This is a genomic window from Streptomyces sp. NPDC047081 (assembly GCF_040643775.1).
Taxonomy (GTDB): domain Bacteria; phylum Actinomycetota; class Actinomycetes; order Streptomycetales; family Streptomycetaceae; genus Streptomyces.
This window is the reverse complement of sequence record NZ_JBEYUY010000003.1, coordinates 207,915-227,685: the sequence shown is the minus strand read 5'-3', so window position 1 is coordinate 227,685 and position 19,771 is coordinate 207,915. Positions and strand designations below refer to the sequence as shown.

Below are 19,771 nucleotides of genomic sequence, written 5' to 3'. Positions count from 1 at the left end.
GCGCTGTCAGCCGGTGAAGGACTCCGGTCCGAAGCGGCCCCACGCGATGAACACCGCGAGTGCCAGATAGACCACGTTCACCGCGACGAGCGCGAACTCTCCCCTGCGTCCGTGGGTGATCATCGCACCGACCATCAGTACGATCCAGCACACCGCCGTCACCGGCACCAGCACCGGCGCGACGTCCAGCGCGGCGGTCAGCACCAGGCCCGCCGCGGCGAGGAGTTCGAGCACGCCCAGCGTCCTGACGAAGCGGGCGCCGACGTCCGCGGTCCAGCCGCCGCCGTGCAGCGCGGCCAGCTTCTCCACCGGCACGAACGTCTTGGTGACGCCGCCGGTCAGGGCCACCACGGCCAGCAGTCCGGCGGCGATCCACAGCGCGAGGTTCATCGTCCACTCCTTGATCGGGGCTTGTCTGCAACCCCGAGACGAGAGGGCCACCTCGCCTGTGACATCCACAGGCCACCTCGCCTGTGACAGCCACCGGGTCAGGTGGTCAGGTCCCTGCGCCGCAGCGCCGCCAGACCCGCCCCGGCCAGTGCGGCCGCCAGCGCGAGCAGGACCAGCACCGGCCCCCACTCCATCCCGCCGCCCGGCAGCTTCGGGAGGTGGCCGAAGGGGGAGAGGTCCAGGACGATCTGCGGGGCGTCCAGCGCCGGTCCCACCCAGCCGATCAGCAGGACCGCCACCGCGACTCCCCAGGCCGCCGGGGCGAGGCGGGGCGCGAGGCCGTACAGCAGGGCCGTCAGACCGCCGATCACCCAGATCGCCGGGAGCTGGACCAGACAGGCGCCGAGGATCGGGCCGACCTCCTTGCCGTAGCCGACCGCGAAGCCCAGACCGGCGAGGAGCATGATCAGGGCGGAGCCGGCGAAGGCGATGGTCAGGTGGCCGGCGGCCCAGCGCAGTCGGCCGACCGGGGCGGCGAGCAGGGGTTCCGCCCGCGCCGAGGTCTCCTCGCCGTGCAGCCGCAGTACCGACGCGACGACGTACAGGGCGGCGATCAGGCCGAGCATGCCGGTCATCGACGCGAGGAACGCGTCCGTCAACCCGCTCTGGCCGCCCATCCGTTCGAAGATCTCGCGCGCGTTCTCGTTGTCCCCGACGATGTCGGCCACGCCGTCGGTGAGGCCGCCGTAGACGACCCCGGCGAGGAAGAAGCCGACCGACCAGCCCAGCACTGCGCCGCGTTGGAGCCGCCAGGCCAGCGCGCCCGCGGTGCCGAGGCGGCCGGCGGCCGGTCCCGGCCGGGTCGGCAGGAAGCTCATGCCCACGTCCCGGCGGCCCGCCAACTCGTAGGCGACCAGGGCCTGTACGGCCACCGCCGCCGCGAACAGCAGCAGTACCCACCAGCGTTCGTCCGCGAACGGCCGCAGGTTCTCCAGCCAGCCGAGCGGCGAGAGCCAGGTCAGCACCGAAGAACCGTCGTCCGAAGCCGAGTCGCCCGCCGCGCGCAGCACGAAGGCCGCGCCGAGCACGGCCGCCGTCAGCCCGCGCGCCAGCCGAGCGCTCTCCGTCAGCTGGGCGACGATCGCCGCCATGGTCGCGAAGAGCATGCCGACCCCGGCGAGCCCGAGCCCGAAGGCGAGCGCACCGGCCGCGCCCTGTCCGGCCAGCCCGGCCACAACCAGCAGTGCCAGTACGGCGTTTGCCACCCCCGCGGCCAGCAAGGCGGCCGTCAGCGAGGCCCTGCGGCCCACCGCGCCGGACGCGATGAGCTCCTGCCGGCCGCTCTCCTCCTCGTCACGCGTGTGCCGTACGACGACCAGCAGGCTCGTCACGGCCGCGAGCGCCCCGGCGTAGACGCCGACGCGCCAGGCGGTGAGGGCGCCGAGGGAGTCGTCGAAGACCGGGCCGATCAGCGCGCGGAAGGAGGCGTTCGTGGCCACCTGGTGCAGCAGGTCGGCGCGCTCGGACTCGGTGCCGTACAGGCCCTTGAGGGTGTTCGGCATGGACAGGACCATCAGGGCGTTGACCGCCACCCACGCCGGGATCATCACCCGGTCGCGGCGCAGCGAGAAGCGCAGGAGCACGCCCGTGCCGGTGAGGGAGGTCATCACGCCGCCCCGTCTTCCTGGTAGTGGCGCAGGAACAGCTCCTCCAGCGTGGGCGGGGTCGAGGTCAGCGACCGCACGCCGGACTCGCTCAACTGCCGTAGCACCGCGTCGAGTTTGTCCGTGTCGACCTGCAACCGCACCCGCTTTCCCTGTACGTCGAGGTCGTGCACGCCGGGCAGGTGGGACAGCCCGTTGGGGGCGCCGGCGAGTTCGGCGGTCACGCTGGTCCGCGTCAGATGGCGCAGGTCGGCGAGCGAACCACTCTCCACGGTGCGGCCCTTGCGGATGATGCTCACGCGGTCGCAGAGCTCCTCGACCTCGCTGAGGATGTGGGAGGAGAGCAGGACCGTGCGGCCCCTGTCCCGTTCCTCCTCCACGCAGCGCTGGAAGACCTCCTCCATCAGCGGGTCCAGGCCGGAGGTCGGCTCGTCGAGGATCAGCAGGTCCACGTCCGAGGCGAAGGCGGCGACCAGGGCGACCTTCTGCCGGTTGCCCTTCGAGTACGTCCGGCCCTTCTTCGTCGGGTCCAGCTCGAAGCGGTCGATCAGTTCGGCGCGGCGGCCCGCGTCGAGCCCGCCGCGCAGCCGGCCGTACAGGTCGATGACCTCGCCGCCGGAGAGGTTGCGCCACAGGGTCACGTCCCCGGGGACGTACGCGATCCGGCGGTGCACCTCCACCGCGTCCTGCCACGGGTCGCGGCCCAGCACCTGCGCGGCGCCGGAGTCGGCGCGCAGCAGGCCGAGCAGGACGCGGATGGTGGTGGACTTCCCGGCGCCGTTCGGGCCGAGAAAGCCGTGCACCTCGCCGGCCTCGACGTCCAGGTCGAGGCCGTCCAGGGCGTGCGTGCGGCCGAAGGACTTGTGGAGCCCGGCGACCGTGATTGCCTTCGTCATGCTTCAGAACGTACGCTTCTTTCAGAAATTTGTGAAGTTAAGGAAGCGTATGAACCCCGGTTAGGGTGGTGACCATGACGGATGAGGTGGGGAGGGACCCGGAGGCGGTCTCGAAGTTCGTGGAGAGCTTCGCGGCCCAGCTCGTCGAGGCCGGGATGCAGCGCATGCCCGCCCGCGTCTTCGCCGCCCTCCTCTCCTCCGACGAGGGCACGATGACCTCCGCCGAACTGGGCGAGCAGCTGCGGATCAGCCCCGCGGCCGTCTCCGGGGCGGTGCGCTATCTGACCATGACGCACATGGTCTCGCGCGAGCGGGAGCCGGGTTCGCGCCGGGAGCGCTACCGGGTGCACGGCGACCAGTGGTACGAGGCCCTCACCAACCGCGAGGCCCTCATCAAGAGGTGGGAAGGGGCCCTGCGGGAGGGCGTCAGCAGCCTCGGCGCCGACACCCCCGCGGGACGCCGCATGGCCGAGACGCTCGCTTTCTTCGAGTTCGTCGAGAGCGAGATCGCGGCCATGATGGAGCGGTGGCGGACGCACCGCCAACAGCTGTTCGGCGAAGGCTAGTTACCGCTCCTTGGTCTCCTCCAGGACCGTCCGGCCGAGCAGTTCGTACCGCTCGGGGGAGCGGCGCTTCAGGTACTGCGCGTAGCCGACGCCCGTCGCCCCGACCAGGGCCACCAGCCAGGGGGTTGCCTTCAGGAGCGGTGAGTCGGACTCGGAGCCCGCCGCCACGCTCATGTTGGAGACCAGGAGCAGTACCACCGCGAGCATCGCGATGCCGCCGGCGAGCGGGGCGACGAAGGTCTTGAACCAGTGCCGGCTCTCGGGGTGGTTGGTGCGGAAGTAGGCCAGCACCGCGAAGGAGCAGATCGCCTGCACGATCAGGATGGCCATCGTGCCGAGGATGGCGAGCAGGACGTACAGGGCGTTGGCCGGGTCCTTGCTGGTGGCCCAGAACGCGAGGATCAGTACGGCGCTGATCACCGTCTGCACCAGGCCCGCGATGTGCGGGGAGCCGTGCCGGGCGTGGGTGCGGCCGATGGTGTTCTTGAGCCTGGGCAGGACGCCCTCGCGGCCCAGGGCGTACATGTAGCGGCTGGCGCAGTTGTGGAAGGCCATGCCGCAGGCGAGCGAGCCGGTGATCATCAGCCACTGCATGAGGTCGACCGCCCAGTGGCCGACGTAGCGCTCGGTGGGGTTGAAGAAGAGGGCGAGCGGGTTCGCGGACGAGGCGACCTTGACGGCCTCCGTCTCGCCGTTGCCGATGATGGCCATCCAGGAGACGAAGACGTAGAAGACGCCGACGCCGAGGACGGAGATCATCGTCGCCTTGGGGATGATCTTCTTCGGGTCGCGGGACTCCTCGCCGTACATCGCGGTCGACTCGAAGCCGACCCAGGACCAGAAGGCGAAGAAGAGGCCGAGTCCGGCGGACGTGCCCTTGAAGGCGTTGACCGGGTTGACCGGGGCGAAGGTGAAGCCGTGCGGGCCGCCGCCGTGCAGGGCGACCGAGATCGCCATCGCGGCGAGGACCGTGACCTCGGTGCCGAGCAGCACCACGAGCAGCTTCTCGGCGACGCTGACGCCGAACCAGGTGCCGGTCGCGTTGACGGCGAGCATCACGATCGCGCAGGCCCACCACGGGACGTCAAGTCCCGTCTGGTCCTTGAGGGTTCCGGTGGCGAAGACCGAGAAGATGCCGATCAGCGCCGGCTCGAAGACGACGTACGCGAAGGTCGCAAGGAGGCCCGAGGCGAGGCCGACGGTGCGGCCGAGGCCGTAGGAGATGAAGCCGTAGAAGGCGCCGGTGGAGGTGATGTGCTTCGCCATCGACGTGAAGCCGACGGAAAAGATTGCCAGTACGACCATTGCGACGAGGTAACTCGCCGGGGCGCCGATGCCGTTGCCGGACGACACCATGAAGGGCACGTTGCCGGTCATGGCGGTGATCGGCGCGGCGGTGGCGACGGCCATGAAGACCACGCCGAGCAGGCCCACCGCGTTGGGCTTCAGCCGGTGGACCACGTCCGATCCCGCTGTCTTCGCCGCCGGGGCGACTCCTTCGTCCACTGCCATCGGGGTGGCCCCTCTCTTGCTGTCCGCTGCTTGCACTGGACCGGAACTCTCTAGCCCGTTTGAGTCGAGCAAGGGCCTCGGGACGTTAAATGTTTGTCAACCAGACCTTTAGAACTCCGTCGCAATCTGTCGGCAACACGCCGCTCGTACGGTCGCCGCCATGAGCTACCTGTCCACCCTCGGCGGCGAACGCTTCCGCTTCGACTCGCTCGCCCGCCTCCTCGCCGCCGCGAGCCCGGAGCGCTCCGGCGACCGGCTCGCCGGCCTCGCCGCCGCGAGCGCCCAGGAGCGGGTGGCGGCCCGCTGGGCCCTCGCGGAGGTGCCGCTCGCGGCCTTCCTGACCGAGCCGGTGATCCCGTACGAGACCGACGACGTGACCCGGCTGATCCTCGACACGCACGACGCGGACGCGTTCGCGCCGGTGGCCGGGATGACGGTGGGGGAGTTCCGGGAGTGGCTGCTGGCGGCCGGGAGCGAGGCGCTGGCGGCGGTGGCCCCCGGCCTCACCCCGGAGATGGTCGCCGCCGTCTCCAAGCTGATGGGGAACGCCGATCTCGTCGCCGTCGCGCGGAAGGTGCGGGTGGTGACGGCCTTCCGCTCGACGATCGGGCTGCCGGGCCGGCTGGCCACCCGGCTCCAGCCCAACCACCCCACCGACGACCCGGCGGGCGTGGCCGCGGCCCTTCTCGACGGCCTGCTGCTCGGCTCCGGCGACGCGGTGATCGGCATCAACCCGGCCACGGACAGCCCGAAGGCCGTACGGGACCTGCTCGACCTCCTCGACGGCGTGATCAGCGGCTACTCCATCCCCACCCAGTCCTGCGTGCTGTGCCACGTCACGACGAGCGTGGACCTGATGGAGCGGGGCGCGCCGGTCGACCTCGTCTTCCAGTCCATCGCCGGAACCCAGGCCGCGAACGCCTCCTTCGGCGTGACGCTGGGGCTGCTCGACGAGGCGTACGAGGCCGCGCGGGCGCTGGGCCGGGGCACGGTCGGCGACAACGTCATGTACTTCGAGACCGGCCAGGGCAGCGCGCTCTCGGCGGACGCGCACCACGGGGTGGACCAGCAGACGGTGGAGGCGCGGGCATACGCGGTGGCCCGGCGCTACGACCCCCTCCTGGTGAACACCGTCGTCGGCTTCATCGGCCCGGAGTACCTGTACGACGGCCGGCAGATCCTCCGGGCCGCGCTGGAGGACCACTTCTGCGGCAAGCTCCTCGGCCTCCCGATGGGCCTGGACATCTGCTACACGAACCACGCGGACGCCGATGACGACGACGTGGCGACGATGCTCACGATGCTCGCCGTCGCGGGCGCGTCCTTCGTGATCTGCACGCCGGGCGGCGACGACATCATGCTGAACTACCAATCGGCCTCGTACCACGACGCGTTGTACCTGCGTGAGGTCCTGGGGCTGCGCCCGGCGCCGGAGTTCGAGGCGTGGCTGGAGTCGGTGGGGCTGCTGGACGAGCGGGGAGCGATCAAGGACGCGTCCGGGGCGCATCCCCTGACGGCGATCGGAAGGGAACTGGCGGCATGAGCGAAGTCACCCTGCCCGGCGGTGAGTTGTGGCCGGTGCTGCGCGCCCGCACCCAGGCCCGGATCGGCCTCGGCCGCGCGGGCTCCGCGCTCCCCACCCGCCACCGCCTGGCCCTCCAGGCCGCGCACGCGGCGGCGCGGGACGCGGTGCACTCGCCGTTCGAGCCGGACACGGTGGCGGCGGGGCTGGCGGGTCTGGCCACGGTACGGGTCCGCAGTGCGGCGGGCGATCGCCTGACCTACCTCCAGCGACCGGACCTGGGCCGCCGCCTCCACCCCACGGACCGCGCCCATCTCCCCGTCGGCGACTGGGACGTGGTGTTCGTCGTCGCCGACGGGCTGTCCAGCCGGGCGGTGCACGAGCATGCGGCGGCGATGGTGCGGGAGACGACGGCCCGCCTTCCCGGCTGGCGCATCGCCCCCGTCGTCCTGGCCGAACAGGCCCGCGTGGCCCTCGGCGACGACATCGCGCAGGCGATGGGCGCGGCGATGGTGGTGGTCCTGGTCGGCGAACGCCCCGGCATGTCGGCGGCGGACTCCCTGGGCGCGTACCTCACGTACCGACCGACCCCGGGTGTGACGACGGACGCCGACCGCAACTGCCTGTCCAACATCCGACCCCCGCTGGGACTGACGTACGAGACGGCGGCCGGGAAGCTGGCGGGGCTGATGGGGAGGGGCCGGGAGCTGGGGGTCACCGGGGTGGAGCTGAAGGACGAAAGCGATCACGGAGATGAGCTCGACCGACTGCGCTGAGTGGCGGCCGGTCCGGCCGGGAGCTAGGAAGCCCCCGGCACCGTAAGCCCCCAAGCCCCCTCCCAGACCGTCCACGTCCGTCTCCGTACCGGACCCCACACCCCCGCGTCCGCCCGGTAGCGGAAATCCGCTCCCGAGACGCTCACCGTGCGGCCCAGGGCCCGTACCGGTGAGGCCTCCGCGCCCACCGACAGGGGGCGGATCTCGATCTCCGCCATGCCCGCCGCGGCCGGTGTCACCGACACCGCCTCCACCGGCTGGTCCAGGTCCACCAGGGTCACGCCGTCCACTTCGACGCGGAGGCGGGCGGGGCGAGGTGCGGGGGCCGGGGCCTCGCGGGGCGGGACCAGGGTTCGTACCAGGGACTGGGCCGTGCGGAGCCAGGGGCGGGTGGGTTCGGCGGGGGCCGGGGGAGGGGAGCCGGGGGGCAGTGAGGGGATGCGCAGGGCGCCCAGGACGACCCCGTCGCTCTCGTCCACGAGCAGGTCCAGGCGGCGTACCGAGCCGTCCAGGACCGCCCGCGCCGCCGCCACCGCCCCCGTCGGCACGCCCAGGGAGCGGGCCACCGACAGGGCGCCCCCGACCGGCACCACCGACAGCGCACATCCGGCCAGCTCCCGCTGCCGGTGCAGAAGGGACACCGCGCGGGCCAGCGCGCAGTCGTCGCCGATGACCACCGGCCGCCGCGAGCCGCGCCGGGACAGGGCCCGGGCGAACTCCTCCGCATCCTCGGGCAGGCACACCTTCGCCTGCGCACCCGCGCTGAGCACGTCTTTTGCGATACGTACCGCCTCGCCGTCCGTCCGGCGGGCCACCGGATCGATGACCACAAGCAACTGGTCGGAGTGCGCCTCGGAAGTCGCGGAAGTCGCCACCTCGGTCCTGCCTCGCTTCCTCGGGTAGCATCTTTGTGCAAGAGCCCCTTGCGCTATTGCGCCAGGGGCTTCGTCTATTCCGGGGCATCCGGGTCCGACGGGTTCACGGCCGACGACGGCCGTCGGTGGCCGAAGCAGGTCGCCGGTGTACGAGGCACAGGGCCGTGCCGCGTACGCCCCTGACCTTGGACATGCCCCGCCCGGAAGGGGTGTACGCGCGTGCCCGCACTTGTGCTGCTCGGTGCTCAGTGGGGTGACGAAGGCAAGGGAAAGGCGACGGACCTGCTAGGCGGGTCGGTCGACTATGTAGTGCGCTATCAGGGCGGCAACAACGCCGGCCACACGGTCGTCGTCGGCGACCAGAAGTACGCGCTGCACCTGCTCCCTTCCGGAATCCTCTCCCCGGGGTGCACCCCGGTCATCGGCAACGGTGTCGTCGTCGACCCGTCGGTCCTGTTCTCCGAGCTGAACGGGCTGAACGAGCGTGGCGTCGACACGTCCAAGCTCCTGATCAGCGGTAACGCTCACATCATCACGCCGTACAACGTGACGGTGGACAAGGTGACGGAACGCTTCCTCGGGAAGCGGAAGATCGGGACGACGGGCCGCGGGATCGGTCCGACGTACGCCGACAAGATCAACCGGGTCGGCATCCGGATCCAGGACCTCTACGACGAGTCGATCCTGACCCAGAAGGTCGAGGCGGCGCTGGACGGCAAGAACCAGCTCCTCACCAAGGTCTTCAACCGCCGCGCCATCGAGGTGGAGAAGGTCGTCGAGGAACTGCTCGGCTACGCCGACCGCCTCAAGCCGTACGTCGCCGACACGGTCCTCGTCCTCAACCAGGCGCTGGAGCAGGACAAGGTCGTCCTCTTCGAGGGCGGCCAGGGCACGCTGCTGGACATCGACCACGGCACGTACCCCTTCGTCACCTCGTCGAACCCGACCGCGGGCGGCGCCTGCACCGGTTCCGGCGTGGGCCCGACGAAGATCAGCCGGGTCATCGGCATCCTCAAGGCGTACACGACCCGCGTCGGCTCGGGCCCCTTCCCGACCGAGCTGTTCGACGAGGACGGCGAGGCGCTGCGCCGCATCGGCGGCGAGCGGGGCGTGACCACCGGCCGGGACCGCCGCTGCGGCTGGTTCGACGCGGTGATCGCCCGGTACGCCACCCGCGTGAACGGCCTGACCGACTTCTTCCTCACCAAGCTCGACGTCCTGACGGGCTGGGAGGAGATCCCGGTCTGCGTCGCGTACGAGATCGACGGCCGCAGGGTGGAGGAGCTGCCGTACTCGCAGACCGACTTCCACCACGCGAAGCCCGTCTACGAGTACCTGCCGGGCTGGAGCGAGGACATCACGCAGGCGAAGACCTTCGCCGACCTCCCGAAGAACGCCCAGAACTACGTCAAGGCCCTGGAGGAGATGTCCGGCGCCCCGATCTCCGCGATCGGCGTCGGCCCGGGCCGGGACGAGACGATCGAGGTCAACTCTTTCCTCTAAGTCCCTTATATCCCGCAGCTGTTGGGCCGGTCATGGACATCCTTGACCGGCCCATGGCTTGTTCCTGGTTCCGCATGTAATAGAGGGACGCAACTATCTACGCGGGTAGCCCCGTAACTCTCCTCCCTCTTCCGTTCCAGGAGCCTCGCATGCCCGTCAGTCCCATGAACCGTCGGCAGTTCGTGAAGAAGTCGGCCGTCACCGGTGCCGCCGTCGCCGCCGCGGGAGCGGTCGGCACCGGAACCGCCCAGGCCGCCGACCTCGGCAAGCCCGAAAAGACCCCCAAGACCTGGTCGTTCTCCATCCTGGGCACCACCGACCTGCACAGCCACGTCTTCAACTGGGACTACTACAGCAACAAGGCGTACTCGGACAGCAAGGGCAACACCTACGGCATCGCCCGCATCGCCACCCTCGTCAAGCAGCTGCGCGAGCAGAAGGGCGAGGAGCGGGTGCTGCTCGTCGACGCGGGCGACATCATCCAGGGCACCTCGCTGGCGTACTACTACGCGAACGTCGACCCGATCACCGGCAAGGACGGCAAGCGCGGCCCCAAGCACCCCATGGCGATCGCCATGAACGAGATGCGGTACGACGCCGCCGCGCTCGGCAACCACGAGTTCAACTACGGCATCGAGGTGCTGCGCAAGTTCGAGGAGCAGTGCCGCTTCCCGCTGCTCGGCGCGAACGCGCTGGACGCGAAGACCCTGCGGCCCGCCTTCCAGCCGTACACCGTCAAGCGCATCCGGGTCCCCGGGGCGCCGGACATCAAGGTCGGCATCCTCGGGCTCACCAACCCGGGCATCGCGCTGTGGGACAAGGACAACGTCTCCGGCAAGATGACCTTCACCGGGCTGGTGGAGCAGGCGAAGAAGTACGTCCCCCGGCTGCGCGCGCTGGGCTGTGACGTCGTCTTCCTCACCGACCACTCCGGCCTGGACGGCTCGACCTCGTGGGGCGACGAACTCCCGTACGTGGAGAACGCGTCGAACCTGGTCGCCGAGCAGGTGCCGGGCATCGACGCGATCCTCGTCGGCCACACCCACGTCGACGTCCCCACCTACACGGTGAAGAACGAGGAGACCGGCGAGGACGTCCTCCTCTCCGAGCCGTACTGCTACGGCTACCGCCTCTCCGTCTTCGACTTCGAGCTCGAACTGCACCACGGCTGCTGGAAGGTGACGAGCAAGACCGCGACCACGCTCAACAGCAACACGGTCGCCGAGGACGCGCGCATCACCGAACTCCTCACCGCGGACCACGAGTTGGTGGTCAAGTACGTCAACACGGCGATCGGCACGTGTACCGAGGACATGTCGACGGCGGAGGCCTGCTGGAAGGACGTACCCGCCATCGACTTCATCCACGAGGTGCAGATGGAGGCGGTGAAGTCCGGCCTGTCCACGGCGGACGCGGCGCTCCCGCTGATCTCCGTCGCCGCCTGCTTCAGCCGCACCGCCGACATCCCGAAGGGCGACGTCACCATCCGCGACGTCGCCGGGCTCTACATCTACGAGAACACGCTGTACGGCAAGAAGCTCACGGGCGCCCAGCTCAAGGACTACCTGGAGTACGCGGCGAAGTACTACCACCAGGTGCCGGCGGGGACGGCCGTGGACACCGCCACGCTGACCAACGCCAACAGCTTCTGGGACTACATGTACGACACGGCGGCGGGCGTCTCGTACGAGATCGACATCGCGGCGGCGGAGGGTTCGCGCATCAAGAACCTCACCTACAACGGCGCCGCCGTCGCCGACGACCAGGTCTTCGTCGTCGCCGTCAACAACTACCGTGCCAACGGCGGCAGCGGCTACCCGCACATCGCCGCCGCCGACACGGCGTACAGCTCCACCAACCAGGTCCGCGACCTGATGATCGCCTACGCGACGGCCAAGGGCACGATCGACCCGACGACCTTCGCGGCGACCAACTGGAAGCTGACGCAGGACGGCACGCCGGTGTTCTAGCCGGTGGGCACGAGGCGGCGGCGGCCGGCCAGGGTCCAGGCCGTCGCCGCCAGTGCGGTCAGCGTCAGCGCGGCCAGCATCAGGGTCGTGTGTGAGCCCGCGCTGTCGGCCGCCGTGGCGACGGGGTTGGGCAGGCCCAGCCGGGCGGCCAGCCAGCCGGTCGCCGCCGTCGCCGTGAGCAGGGCGCCGGTCAGGCGGAGCCAGGGCTGCACACTCAGGCGGGCCAGGACCAGCAGCGTGGGCAGGGCGAGGCAGACCAGCAGGAGCTGGACCAGTTCGATGCCCAGGTTGAAGCCGAGGAGGCTGGTCACCAACTGGCCCGTGGACAGGTGCATTTCGGCCAGTACGAATGAGAACGCCATCCCGTGACCCAGGCCGAAGACCCCGGCCACGATCGCCTCCCGGCCCGGGAAGAGCGGGCGGATCGCGTGCACGGCACCCACGAGGATGCTCGCCGCGATGAACGCCTCCACCGGCCACGCGGGGATGTCCAGCCGGCCCAGCGCGGTGGCGGCCAGGGCGATGGAGTGGCCGGCCGTGAAGGCGAGGGTGATACGGCCGATGCGGGCCAGGGCGGAGCGGGGGCCGACCAGGCCGTTCCAGCGGCCCGCGGTGGCCGCCAGGGGCGCCGGCAGCAGCAGGATCAGCAGGAAGAGGAGGTGGTCGGTGCCGGTGAGGATGTGGTTGCCGCCCAGCTTCACCATGGCGACGAAGCCGTGCCAGGCGCTGCCGGCGCCGAGGTCCACCTTCAGGGCGGGGACGGTCATGTGCCGGGTGTCGAGGGCGATCGTGCCGACCTGCGTGGTGCCCTTGCCGTCGACGCGGCCGGCCGCCCAGTCCTGACGTACCGTCACCAAAGCGACGTGCGTGACGACTTGGTGCACGATCACGTCGTAGTCGAAGGTGAAGCGGCGTACGTCGGCCCCGGCCGGCGGGGTGAGCACCGCCTTCGCGACCAGCTCGCGGTACGGGCCGGTGGAGGTCTGCTGGGTGCGGCTCAGGCTCAGCGCGCCGATCTCGACCTGCCAGGCCTTGCCGCCGGTGGTGGTCGGGTGGATGTGCTTCAGCAGATAGGCGCGAACGGCCCTGGCTTTCGCGGGGAGCTGGGCCGTGGTGGTGTCGGTGAGGTCGATGCCGCTGGCGCGCGCGAACTCGTCGACCGGCAGTTCCAGGCGCGCGGCGACCGAGGTGCGGTACACGTCCAGCTGCACCACCGAGTGCGGCATCGGATGCGCGGCGGCCGGCGACGCCCCGAGCAGGAGCGCCGCCGGTACCACGATCGCGATCCCGGCCACCAGGCGTAGCAGCGCTGTGGTCAGCCAGTTTCGCGGTCCGGTCATGAGAAGGAGAACTCGTTGCCGTAGTCGCGGGTGTGGTCCCGGTACACGGTGTGGTAGTGGACCTGGTCCTGGAAGACCACGCCGTTCTGGCAGACGAACTCGATCCAGACGCTGGGGCCGTCGATCCGGACGTAGTCGCCCTGGGTGGTCAGGTCCGTGCTGCCGGAGTACGAGACGTAGGTCTCGTCGAGCTCCTTGGCGTACGTCTTCATGAGCTGCGCCGCGGTGGCGTCGTCCACGTCGGCGACCCACGGGTGGATGGCCGCCAGGACCAGCTTCTTCTGCTTCGGGGAGAGCTCGCTGACCTTGATGCCCTCCTTGGTCTCCGGGAAGTCGCCGTCCTTGCCCGGGCCGAGCAGCACGTCGCCGAAGGACTCGGACAGCTTGGCCTCGGCCAGCTGCTCGGTGCTCAGGCTGCCGGTCAGCTTCAGCAGGCCGTCGCGGAACTTCGCCAGCGGGGAGTACGTCGTACCGTCGTCCGCGGTCCAGCTGGTCGGCTCGACGCCGGTGAAGAACGGGCTCGCGCCCTCGACCTTGCCGTCCTTGTAGGTGATGTTCACGGCGAGGTGGTGGCCGCCGAAGTGCAGCTGCCAGGTGCCGGTCTTCGACGGGGTGCCGAGGAAGGCCAGGTAGTAGTAGCCGCTGCCGTACGAGAAGCCGCCCCCGCCGCCGGTGCCGCCCGAGGGCGGGGCGCCCGTCGGGGCGTCGGTCGGGGTGGCGGTGTCGGTGGAGGTGGCGGTTGCGGTCGCGCTCGGGTCCGCCGAGGCGGAGTCGGAAGCCGAGGCGGATGCGGAGGGCGCGTCCGTCGGAGCGGCCGACGCGGAGCTGGTGCTCTCCGCCGAGGCGAGGACGTCGTCGGCCTTGAGGGTCTGCAGGACGTGCTCGTAGCCGGTGTCCTTGCCGGAGCCCAGGGCGATCTTCAACACGTGCTCGGCGGCGGCCAGTTGGTCGTCGGTGAGCGAGCCGAACTCGATGCCGGGGCGGCAGGTCCCGGCGCACGGGAGGTTCGACCAGGCGGTCGCGTTGGCCTGGGAGAAGTCGACCAGCGTCGAGGACTGCTGGTCGGAGTCGAGGGTGTTCAGGAACGCGTTGGCGGCGCTGACCACGGCCGCGACGCCCTTGGCGTTCTTGTCGACCGGACGCTGGGCGCCGGCCGCCTTGTGCGTCCCGCCCGTGCTCGTAGAAGCATTTGCTACGGCGAATCCACCACCGACGAGCACCAGGGCCGTGGCGGCTCCGGCTATGGTCCGCCGGGTCCGCCTGGATCGGACCTGGCGGGTTCTCTCTTTACTCACGAATCGCTCCCTATGGGCGAATTCCGGGCGCACTGAAGGCACTTGAGCCCTGTCTGCGCGATTGATGAGGACATTACCAACGTTTTTGTTGACAGCTCAATGCGCGGCGAGGACTTATGTTTGGCGAATTCGCTTATGGAATTGACAGGTGATTGCTATGGCTCATTTAAGGAAGGCGTGCGCGTGCATTCGGGCCCACTGCGCGAACGTCCGCGGCGGCCGTCCGAGCAGCTTCTCCGCCGTCGGGAGCACCTCGGCGCCCCGGTCGCTCCCGAGCGTGCGCTGCATGATCGCGTCGACGACCTCGGCCGGGAACCCGTACCGCTCCATGCCCGCCCGGGCGGCCCCCGGGGGGAGCGGGACGGCCCGCAGGTCGCGGTGGAGCACGCCGGCGAGGACGGCGAGTTCCTCGACCGGGGTGAGGGACTGGGGGCCGCTGAGTTCGTGGGTCGCGCCCGCGTGGTCGTCGGTGGTCAGGGCCAGGGCCGCGATCTCCGCCAGGTCGGCCGGGTCGATGCTCGCCGCGGGGCGGTCCGCGAAGGGGATCCGCACCTCGTCGCCCGCGCTCAACTGCCCTGCCCACTGAAGGGCGTTGGACATGAAGCGGCCGGGGCGCAGCAGCGTCCAGGACCAGTCGCGGTTCGTCACGGCCGCCTCCGCCGCCGCGTGCCAGCGGGCGATCACGTCGGCGCCGGTGCCGCCGTCGAGGACCGAGAGCTTGGCGACCCGCCGTACCCCCGCCCGCGCCGCCGCGTCCGCGAGGGCGATGTCGTGCGTCGGGCCGGGAGCCGTGCCCACCCCCTGGGCCGACATCAGGAAGGCACCCTCGGCCCCGGCGAAGGCCGCGTCCAGGCTCGCCGGGTCGTCCGCGTCGCCGTACACCGCCTCGGCGCCCTCGGGCAGCCGCGCCTCGGACGGGCGCCGCGTCATGGCCCGTACCGGATGCCCGGCCGCCACCAGTCGCCGGACCAGTTCGCCGCCCACGTGTCCCGTCGCGCCGGTCACCAGGATCGTCATCGCCGTCTCCCTTCGAGTGGGTTCCAGCGTGCGCCCGGGGGTCTCACGGGTCGTCGTGCGAGGGGAGACTTCCGCCGTCCTCCGGGGGGAGTACGGGATATGTCAGGCATACGATGTAGATGCCGCGTATCGGTCTACGGAGGAAGGTGAGTGCCATGCGCGTGCTGCTGAAGGCTTCGCTGAACACGGAGAAGGCCAACGAGGTCATACGGTCCGGCAAGATGCCCCAGCTGATGCAGGAGGCCCTGGAGAACATCAAGCCCGAGGCCGCCTACTTCACCCTCGACCACGGTGTCCGCACCGCCTACCTGGTCTTCGACCTCAAGGACAGCTCCCAGATGCCCCCGATCGGCGAGCCCTTCTTCATGGACCTGGACGCCGAGATCGACATGACGCCGGTCATGAACCCCGAGGACCTGCAGAAGGGCCTCTCGCAGCTGCGGTGACACCCGCGCTCAGCTGAAGACGATCATCGACCCCTGCGCCAGACTCCGCGTCGCGGCAGCGTGCAGACCCAGCCAGACATGGCGCTCCCGGGCGAAGGGGCTGGGGTCGTACGGCGCCGGAACGGCCGGTTCCTCCAACTCGGTGGGCGACACGGGCGGCTGCGGCGCGGCCGGCGGGTTGGCCGGGTCGATGCCGATCGAGGGCGCCACGTACTCGAGCTCACGGAGCAGAGCCTGCGCGGAGCCCAGCGGCCCGCCGCCCGCCAGGAGTTCCTCGTTGGAGAGGGGCTGCGGGAAGTCCACCGGGACGTACGCGCCCGCGTGGTCGTAGTGCCAGACCAGGTGGGACTGCTGGGCCGTCGTCTCGAACATCTCCAGCAACTGCTCGTAGTCGCCACCCAGTTCGCCGATCGGCGTCACCGGCAGCCCGCACACCTGGAGGAGGTAGACCCGGCGCAGGAAGTGCAGCGCGTCGTAGTCGAAGCCGGCCACCGGGGCGACCTCGCCGGACAGGCCCGGCATGTACTGGTAGACCGGCACCGGCGGCAGACCGGCGGCGGTGAGCACGTTGTTGTACTGCGCGAGTTCCTCGGCGAACGGATTGTCGGGGGTGTGGCACAACACGTCGACGAGCGGTACCAGCCACAGGTCACAGGCCAAAGAGGGCTCCTCGTACGGGGACGTACACAGCAAGTCGGTCAGGGAATGTGAAGGGTAGTCGGTACGGCCCGGGCTCGACCCCGATCGGTCCGGTCAGCTGCCCTTGTGCAGGTCCCATACCCACACGCCGTCCACCCACTTCCCGTCACGGCCCACCAGTTCGGTCACGGCCTTGCGCAGCGCGTCGTCGTGCGACTGCGGCGCCACGACCAGCGCGCCCGCCTTCCAGAAGGCGAAGTCCCGCTTCGCCTGCGCCCGCCAGTTCTTGCCGATCGTGGGGACCAGACCGGTGTAGCGGACGTCACGCAGCATGTTGGACGTGTAGCGGGGCGAGGCGCCGTAGATGCCGATGCGGTCGGGCCCGTACGGACCGTTGAAGTAGCCGCCGGGCAGCTTGAAGCCGAGGCCGGCCTGCTGCTGCCAGTGCAGGGCCTCCGCGTTGCCGGGATCGGGCAGCGGGACGGTGACGAGCGATTCGCCTTCGCGGACGTACGACTTCCAGGTCCCGTCGGTGAAGAAGGCGGGTGTCGCGGGCCGCTCGACCGTCCTGAGCGGGGCCGGGATCAGCGGGATCAGCGCGAGACATAGGCCGAGCAGACCGACGTACTGCGTGCCCAGCCGTGTCTTCATCGCCATCAGCCGTTGCAGCGCGAGGGCGAGCAGCATGCCCAGCGCGGGCGCGCAGACCATCGCGACCCGGCCCTCGATGACCGACTCGAAGAGCGGCAGCTTGGCGAGCAGCGCCCAGGGCCCCGGGTAGACGTCATCGGTCATCGGGACACGGATCTTCGGCCCGAGCGACAGCACCGCCGCGCCCACCGCGGTGAACGCCAGCGCCTTGACCAGGCGGTCCTCCCACAGCCGTACGACGATCGCGAAGGCGACGAGGACCAGCGGCCAGCCGTAGAAGGCGTTCTGCTCGGTGGGGTTGAGGGACAGCGAGTCGGCCCGGATCTCGTTCCCGGCGATCAGGGAGCGCTCGGCGAAGGAGAGCAGCGCGAGGGGGCTGTTGCCCGCGTTGTCGCCGTGCAGCACGCTCTTGTAGCTCTGCGGCCCGGCGAACTGCCAGGCCAGCGCGCCGGCGACGAGGGGCAGACAGACGGCGGCGGCGATCGCGAGGCCCGCGAGGAGGGGCCGCCAGGCCGCCTTCGCCGCATCTCGTCGTACGACACCGTAGGCGCTCGCGAACAGCACCATCCCGAGCATCGCGAGCAGCAGCGGCTCCTCGCCGAGGAAGACCTGGTACGCGGCCATCAGGCCCAGCACGATCCCGTTGCGGACGACGCGCTCGCCCTCGCACAGGCGCAGGGCGCGGTCGATGATCAGCGGGATCATGAACAGGACCACGAAGTTGGGGTGCGCGTTGGCGTGGCTGACCATCGGCGGCGCGAAGGTGGCCAGGGCGGCGCCGACGAAGGCCGCGATGCGCTGGGCGACGACGCGCTTCACGATCAGCCAGTACCAGGCGAGGCCGGTGACGGCCATGCCGAGCGTCATGGCGATGCTGAGCGAGACCGCCGGGCCGGCGAGCAGCGTGAGCGGGGCGAAGGGGACGGACAGGCCGAGCATGACCGTGTTGGCCATGAGGTTCACGCCGTCGGGGAAGCCCTGGAGGTCGGAGAAGAGGGGGTTGTGGAGGTGGACCAGGTTGTGGGCGGTGACGTCGAAGAACCACTCCCACTGGTTCTGGTCCTGGAGGGAGTCGGGGAGGTAGCGGTGGGCCGGGTCGAAGAGGCGGCCCGAGTACAGGGCCATCGCCATCAGCAGGAAGAGGAGCGTGGCGAAGAGGTCGGCGGGGCGCAGGGAGCGGACGCGGAGCCGGGTGAGTTCGGCGAGGACGCGGACGTAGTCGAGGTTGCGGACCTTGGAGCCGGGCTGGTGGGACCAGTGGACGGGGACCTCGGCGATGCGCAGGCCTGCGCGGTGGAAGTGGCGCAGGACCTCTACGTCTATGCCCCAGCCGTTGAGGCGGGAGGCGGCGAAGGCCTCGCGGGCGTGGTCGCCGTCGAAGAGTTTGAAGCCGCACTGGGTGTCGTGGATGCCGGGGACTGCGATGCGGCGGATGAGTAAGTTGCCTGCGCGGCTTAGGAGTTCGCGTATTCGGTGTTGGCGGTTGCCGATGGTTGCGCCGGGGATTGTGCGGGAGGCGATTGCCGAGATGGGTTGTTCGTCGGGTGCGGGTTCGTGGGGGCTGGGCGCGCAGTTCCCCGCGCCCCTTAGGGGCGCTGCCGTACCCTCGCTCAGTGCCTTGTCGAGGGTGTCCAGTTCCTCTATCGGAGTCGCCAGGTCGGCGTCGGTTATGAGTATGCGGTGGCCCCGGGTGGCGGCTACGCCCAGGCGTAGGGCGTGGCCCTTGCCGCGGTTGCGGTTGGCCGATATGAGGCGGATGCGGGGGTCCTCGCGGGCGGTGACCAGGGCGCCTGTGCCGTCGGTGGAGCCGTCGTCGGTGACGATGATCTCCCACTCGCCGAAGCGGTCGTCGCTTTCTTCGAGGTACGTGGTGATGGCGTCCAGGGTCGGGCCGAGGCGGTGTTCCTCGTTGTAGGCGGGGATCACGACCGACAGGTCGAGTGGTCCGGCGCTGTCGGGCGCCGCGCCTGGCAGGGGCGCGTCGTCGAGGGTGCTCATTCGTCCGCCAGGCGCTCGATGAGGGCCAGCGAGTGGGCGTTGTAACCGGCGATGATCGACCGTGCCGTCGTGGTGTCGCGGCGCGACAGGGCGTCGACCAGTTCGGTGTGGGCGGACCACAGGGCGCCGCGCAGATCGGTGAGCCGGCGCAGGTGCTGCACCGCGCAGACCCAGGACTGCACGCGCAGCCGGTGCAGGAAGTCGGCCAGGTAGGGGTTGCCGAAGAGGGCGCCGAGCTCGTGCCAGAAGCGCAGGTCGTAGCCGATCAGCACGGTGAGGTCGCCGGCCAGCGAGGCACGCTGCGCCTCCTCGCCGCGCCGCCGCACTCCGGCGAGGGCGGCGACCGCACGGGGCTCGTCGTGCGGCGGGAAGCGGCCGTCGTCGTCCTCCAGGGCCTGGAACATCCCGTCGGTGACCAGGCTGCGGGCCTCGACGATGCCGCGGTAGTCGGCGACGGAGTACTCGTGGACGTGGAAGCCCCGGTGCTGGTCGGCGTCCAGCAGGCCCTGCGCGGACAGGTCGACCAGCGCCTCGCGCACCGGAGTGGCGGAGACGCCGTACTGCTCGGCGATCTCCTTGACCGTGAACTCCTGCCCCGGCTGCAGCCGTCCCGCCAGCACCTCGTCGCGAAGCGCGTCGGCGATCTGCTGCCGCAGGGTGCTGCGGGTGACGGAGCCGTTGCCACTGCTGCCGGGCATCGTCGGGGGCTCT

General features: G+C 70.4%; 17 protein-coding genes. 6 read left to right on the top strand and 11 right to left on the bottom strand.

All coding sequences use genetic code 11. From position 1 onward, the window contains the following. Window positions 1-6: 6 nt before the first annotated feature. The 3 genes from ABZ848_RS06745 to ABZ848_RS06735 form a co-directional block, all read right to left on the bottom strand. The gene (locus ABZ848_RS06745; RefSeq protein ID WP_360826381.1) at window positions 7-390 is read right to left on the bottom strand and encodes a DoxX family protein; all 384 of its coding nucleotides are present in this window, start codon (window positions 388-390) and stop codon (window positions 7-9) included. Between the two features lie 98 nt (window positions 391-488). After that, window positions 489-2,057 carry an ABC transporter permease gene (locus tag ABZ848_RS06740; protein WP_360826378.1) on the bottom strand — a complete coding sequence of 523 codons (1,569 nt, stop codon included), beginning with the start codon at window positions 2,055-2,057 and terminating at the stop codon, window positions 489-491. Continuing rightward, a complete protein-coding gene (locus tag ABZ848_RS06735; RefSeq protein WP_360826375.1) occupies window positions 2,057-2,950 on the bottom strand; it encodes an ABC transporter ATP-binding protein in 894 nt (297 codons plus the stop codon). The genes ABZ848_RS06740 and ABZ848_RS06735 overlap by 1 nt, the downstream gene beginning before the upstream one ends. 74 nt (window positions 2,951-3,024) lie before the next feature. On the opposite strand from ABZ848_RS06735, the gene ABZ848_RS06730 reads away from it, so the two are divergent. Continuing rightward, window positions 3,025-3,516, top strand: coding sequence for a MarR family transcriptional regulator (locus tag ABZ848_RS06730; protein WP_360826372.1), 492 nt, complete (start codon window positions 3,025-3,027; stop codon window positions 3,514-3,516). On the opposite strand, the gene ABZ848_RS06725 is transcribed toward ABZ848_RS06730, so the two are convergent. Further along, on the bottom strand, window positions 3,517-5,028 hold the full coding sequence (locus ABZ848_RS06725; RefSeq protein ID WP_360826369.1) for an APC family permease: 1,512 nt from the start codon (window positions 5,026-5,028) through the stop codon (window positions 3,517-3,519). It abuts the gene before it with no gap. Between the two features lie 160 nt (window positions 5,029-5,188). Between ABZ848_RS06725 and ABZ848_RS06720 the strand changes: the two genes are divergently transcribed. Together ABZ848_RS06720 and eutC are read left to right on the top strand one after the other, a co-directional pair. Continuing rightward, a complete protein-coding gene (locus ABZ848_RS06720) occupies window positions 5,189-6,571 on the top strand; it encodes an ethanolamine ammonia-lyase subunit EutB (protein WP_360826366.1) in 1,383 nt (460 codons plus the stop codon). Further along, complete coding sequence (gene eutC / locus ABZ848_RS06715; protein WP_360826363.1) at window positions 6,568-7,326, top strand: ethanolamine ammonia-lyase subunit EutC; 759 nt, start codon at window positions 6,568-6,570, stop codon at window positions 7,324-7,326. Before ABZ848_RS06720 ends, eutC begins: the two co-directional genes overlap by 4 nt. 23 nt (window positions 7,327-7,349) lie before the next feature. Here eutC and ABZ848_RS06710 read toward each other — a convergent pair whose 3' ends face one another. Then, entirely contained in the window at window positions 7,350-8,201 is an 852-nt protein-coding gene (locus ABZ848_RS06710; RefSeq protein ID WP_360826361.1) for a diacylglycerol kinase family protein, read from the bottom strand. 219 nt (window positions 8,202-8,420) lie between these two features. Here ABZ848_RS06710 and ABZ848_RS06705 point away from each other — a divergent pair, with 219 nt between their 5' ends. Continuing rightward, entirely contained in the window at window positions 8,421-9,704 is a 1,284-nt protein-coding gene (locus ABZ848_RS06705) for an adenylosuccinate synthase (protein WP_360826359.1), read from the top strand. Between the two features lie 149 nt (window positions 9,705-9,853). Continuing rightward, on the top strand, window positions 9,854-11,674 hold the full coding sequence (locus tag ABZ848_RS06700; RefSeq protein ID WP_360826356.1) for a 5'-nucleotidase C-terminal domain-containing protein: 1,821 nt from the start codon (window positions 9,854-9,856) through the stop codon (window positions 11,672-11,674). Here ABZ848_RS06700 and ABZ848_RS06695 read toward each other — a convergent pair. From ABZ848_RS06695 to ABZ848_RS06685, 3 genes are all read right to left on the bottom strand, one after another. Beyond that, the gene (locus ABZ848_RS06695) at window positions 11,671-13,014 is read right to left on the bottom strand and encodes a HupE/UreJ family protein (protein WP_360826353.1); all 1,344 of its coding nucleotides are present in this window, start codon (window positions 13,012-13,014) and stop codon (window positions 11,671-11,673) included. The genes ABZ848_RS06700 and ABZ848_RS06695 overlap by 4 nt on opposite strands. Beyond that, window positions 13,011-14,309: a DUF3500 domain-containing protein gene (locus tag ABZ848_RS06690; RefSeq protein ID WP_360826351.1), complete on the bottom strand. Its 1,299-nt coding sequence runs from the start codon at window positions 14,307-14,309 to the stop codon at window positions 13,011-13,013. The genes ABZ848_RS06695 and ABZ848_RS06690 overlap by 4 nt, the downstream gene beginning before the upstream one ends. A gap of 162 nt (window positions 14,310-14,471) precedes the next feature. Then, window positions 14,472-15,326, bottom strand: coding sequence for an NAD(P)H-binding protein (locus ABZ848_RS06685; protein WP_360826348.1), 855 nt, complete (start codon window positions 15,324-15,326; stop codon window positions 14,472-14,474). 155 nt (window positions 15,327-15,481) lie between these two features. On the opposite strand from ABZ848_RS06685, the gene ABZ848_RS06680 reads away from it, so the two are divergent. After that, on the top strand, window positions 15,482-15,772 hold the full coding sequence (locus ABZ848_RS06680; RefSeq protein ID WP_360826345.1) for a hypothetical protein: 291 nt from the start codon (window positions 15,482-15,484) through the stop codon (window positions 15,770-15,772). 9 nt (window positions 15,773-15,781) lie between these two features. Here the strand turns inward: ABZ848_RS06680 and ABZ848_RS06675 are convergent, their stop codons facing one another. The 3 genes from ABZ848_RS06675 to ABZ848_RS06665 form a co-directional block, all read right to left on the bottom strand. Beyond that, window positions 15,782-16,432 (bottom strand): hypothetical protein, encoded by a 651-nt coding sequence (locus ABZ848_RS06675; protein ID WP_242777389.1) that lies wholly within the window; start codon window positions 16,430-16,432, stop codon window positions 15,782-15,784. A gap of 93 nt (window positions 16,433-16,525) precedes the next feature. Further along, complete coding sequence (locus ABZ848_RS06670; RefSeq protein ID WP_360826342.1) at window positions 16,526-19,060, bottom strand: dolichyl-phosphate beta-glucosyltransferase; 2,535 nt, start codon at window positions 19,058-19,060, stop codon at window positions 16,526-16,528. Beyond that, window positions 19,057-19,758, bottom strand: coding sequence for a GntR family transcriptional regulator (locus ABZ848_RS06665; protein WP_360826339.1), 702 nt, complete (start codon window positions 19,756-19,758; stop codon window positions 19,057-19,059). The genes ABZ848_RS06670 and ABZ848_RS06665 overlap by 4 nt, the downstream gene beginning before the upstream one ends. Window positions 19,759-19,771 lie beyond the last annotated feature (13 nt).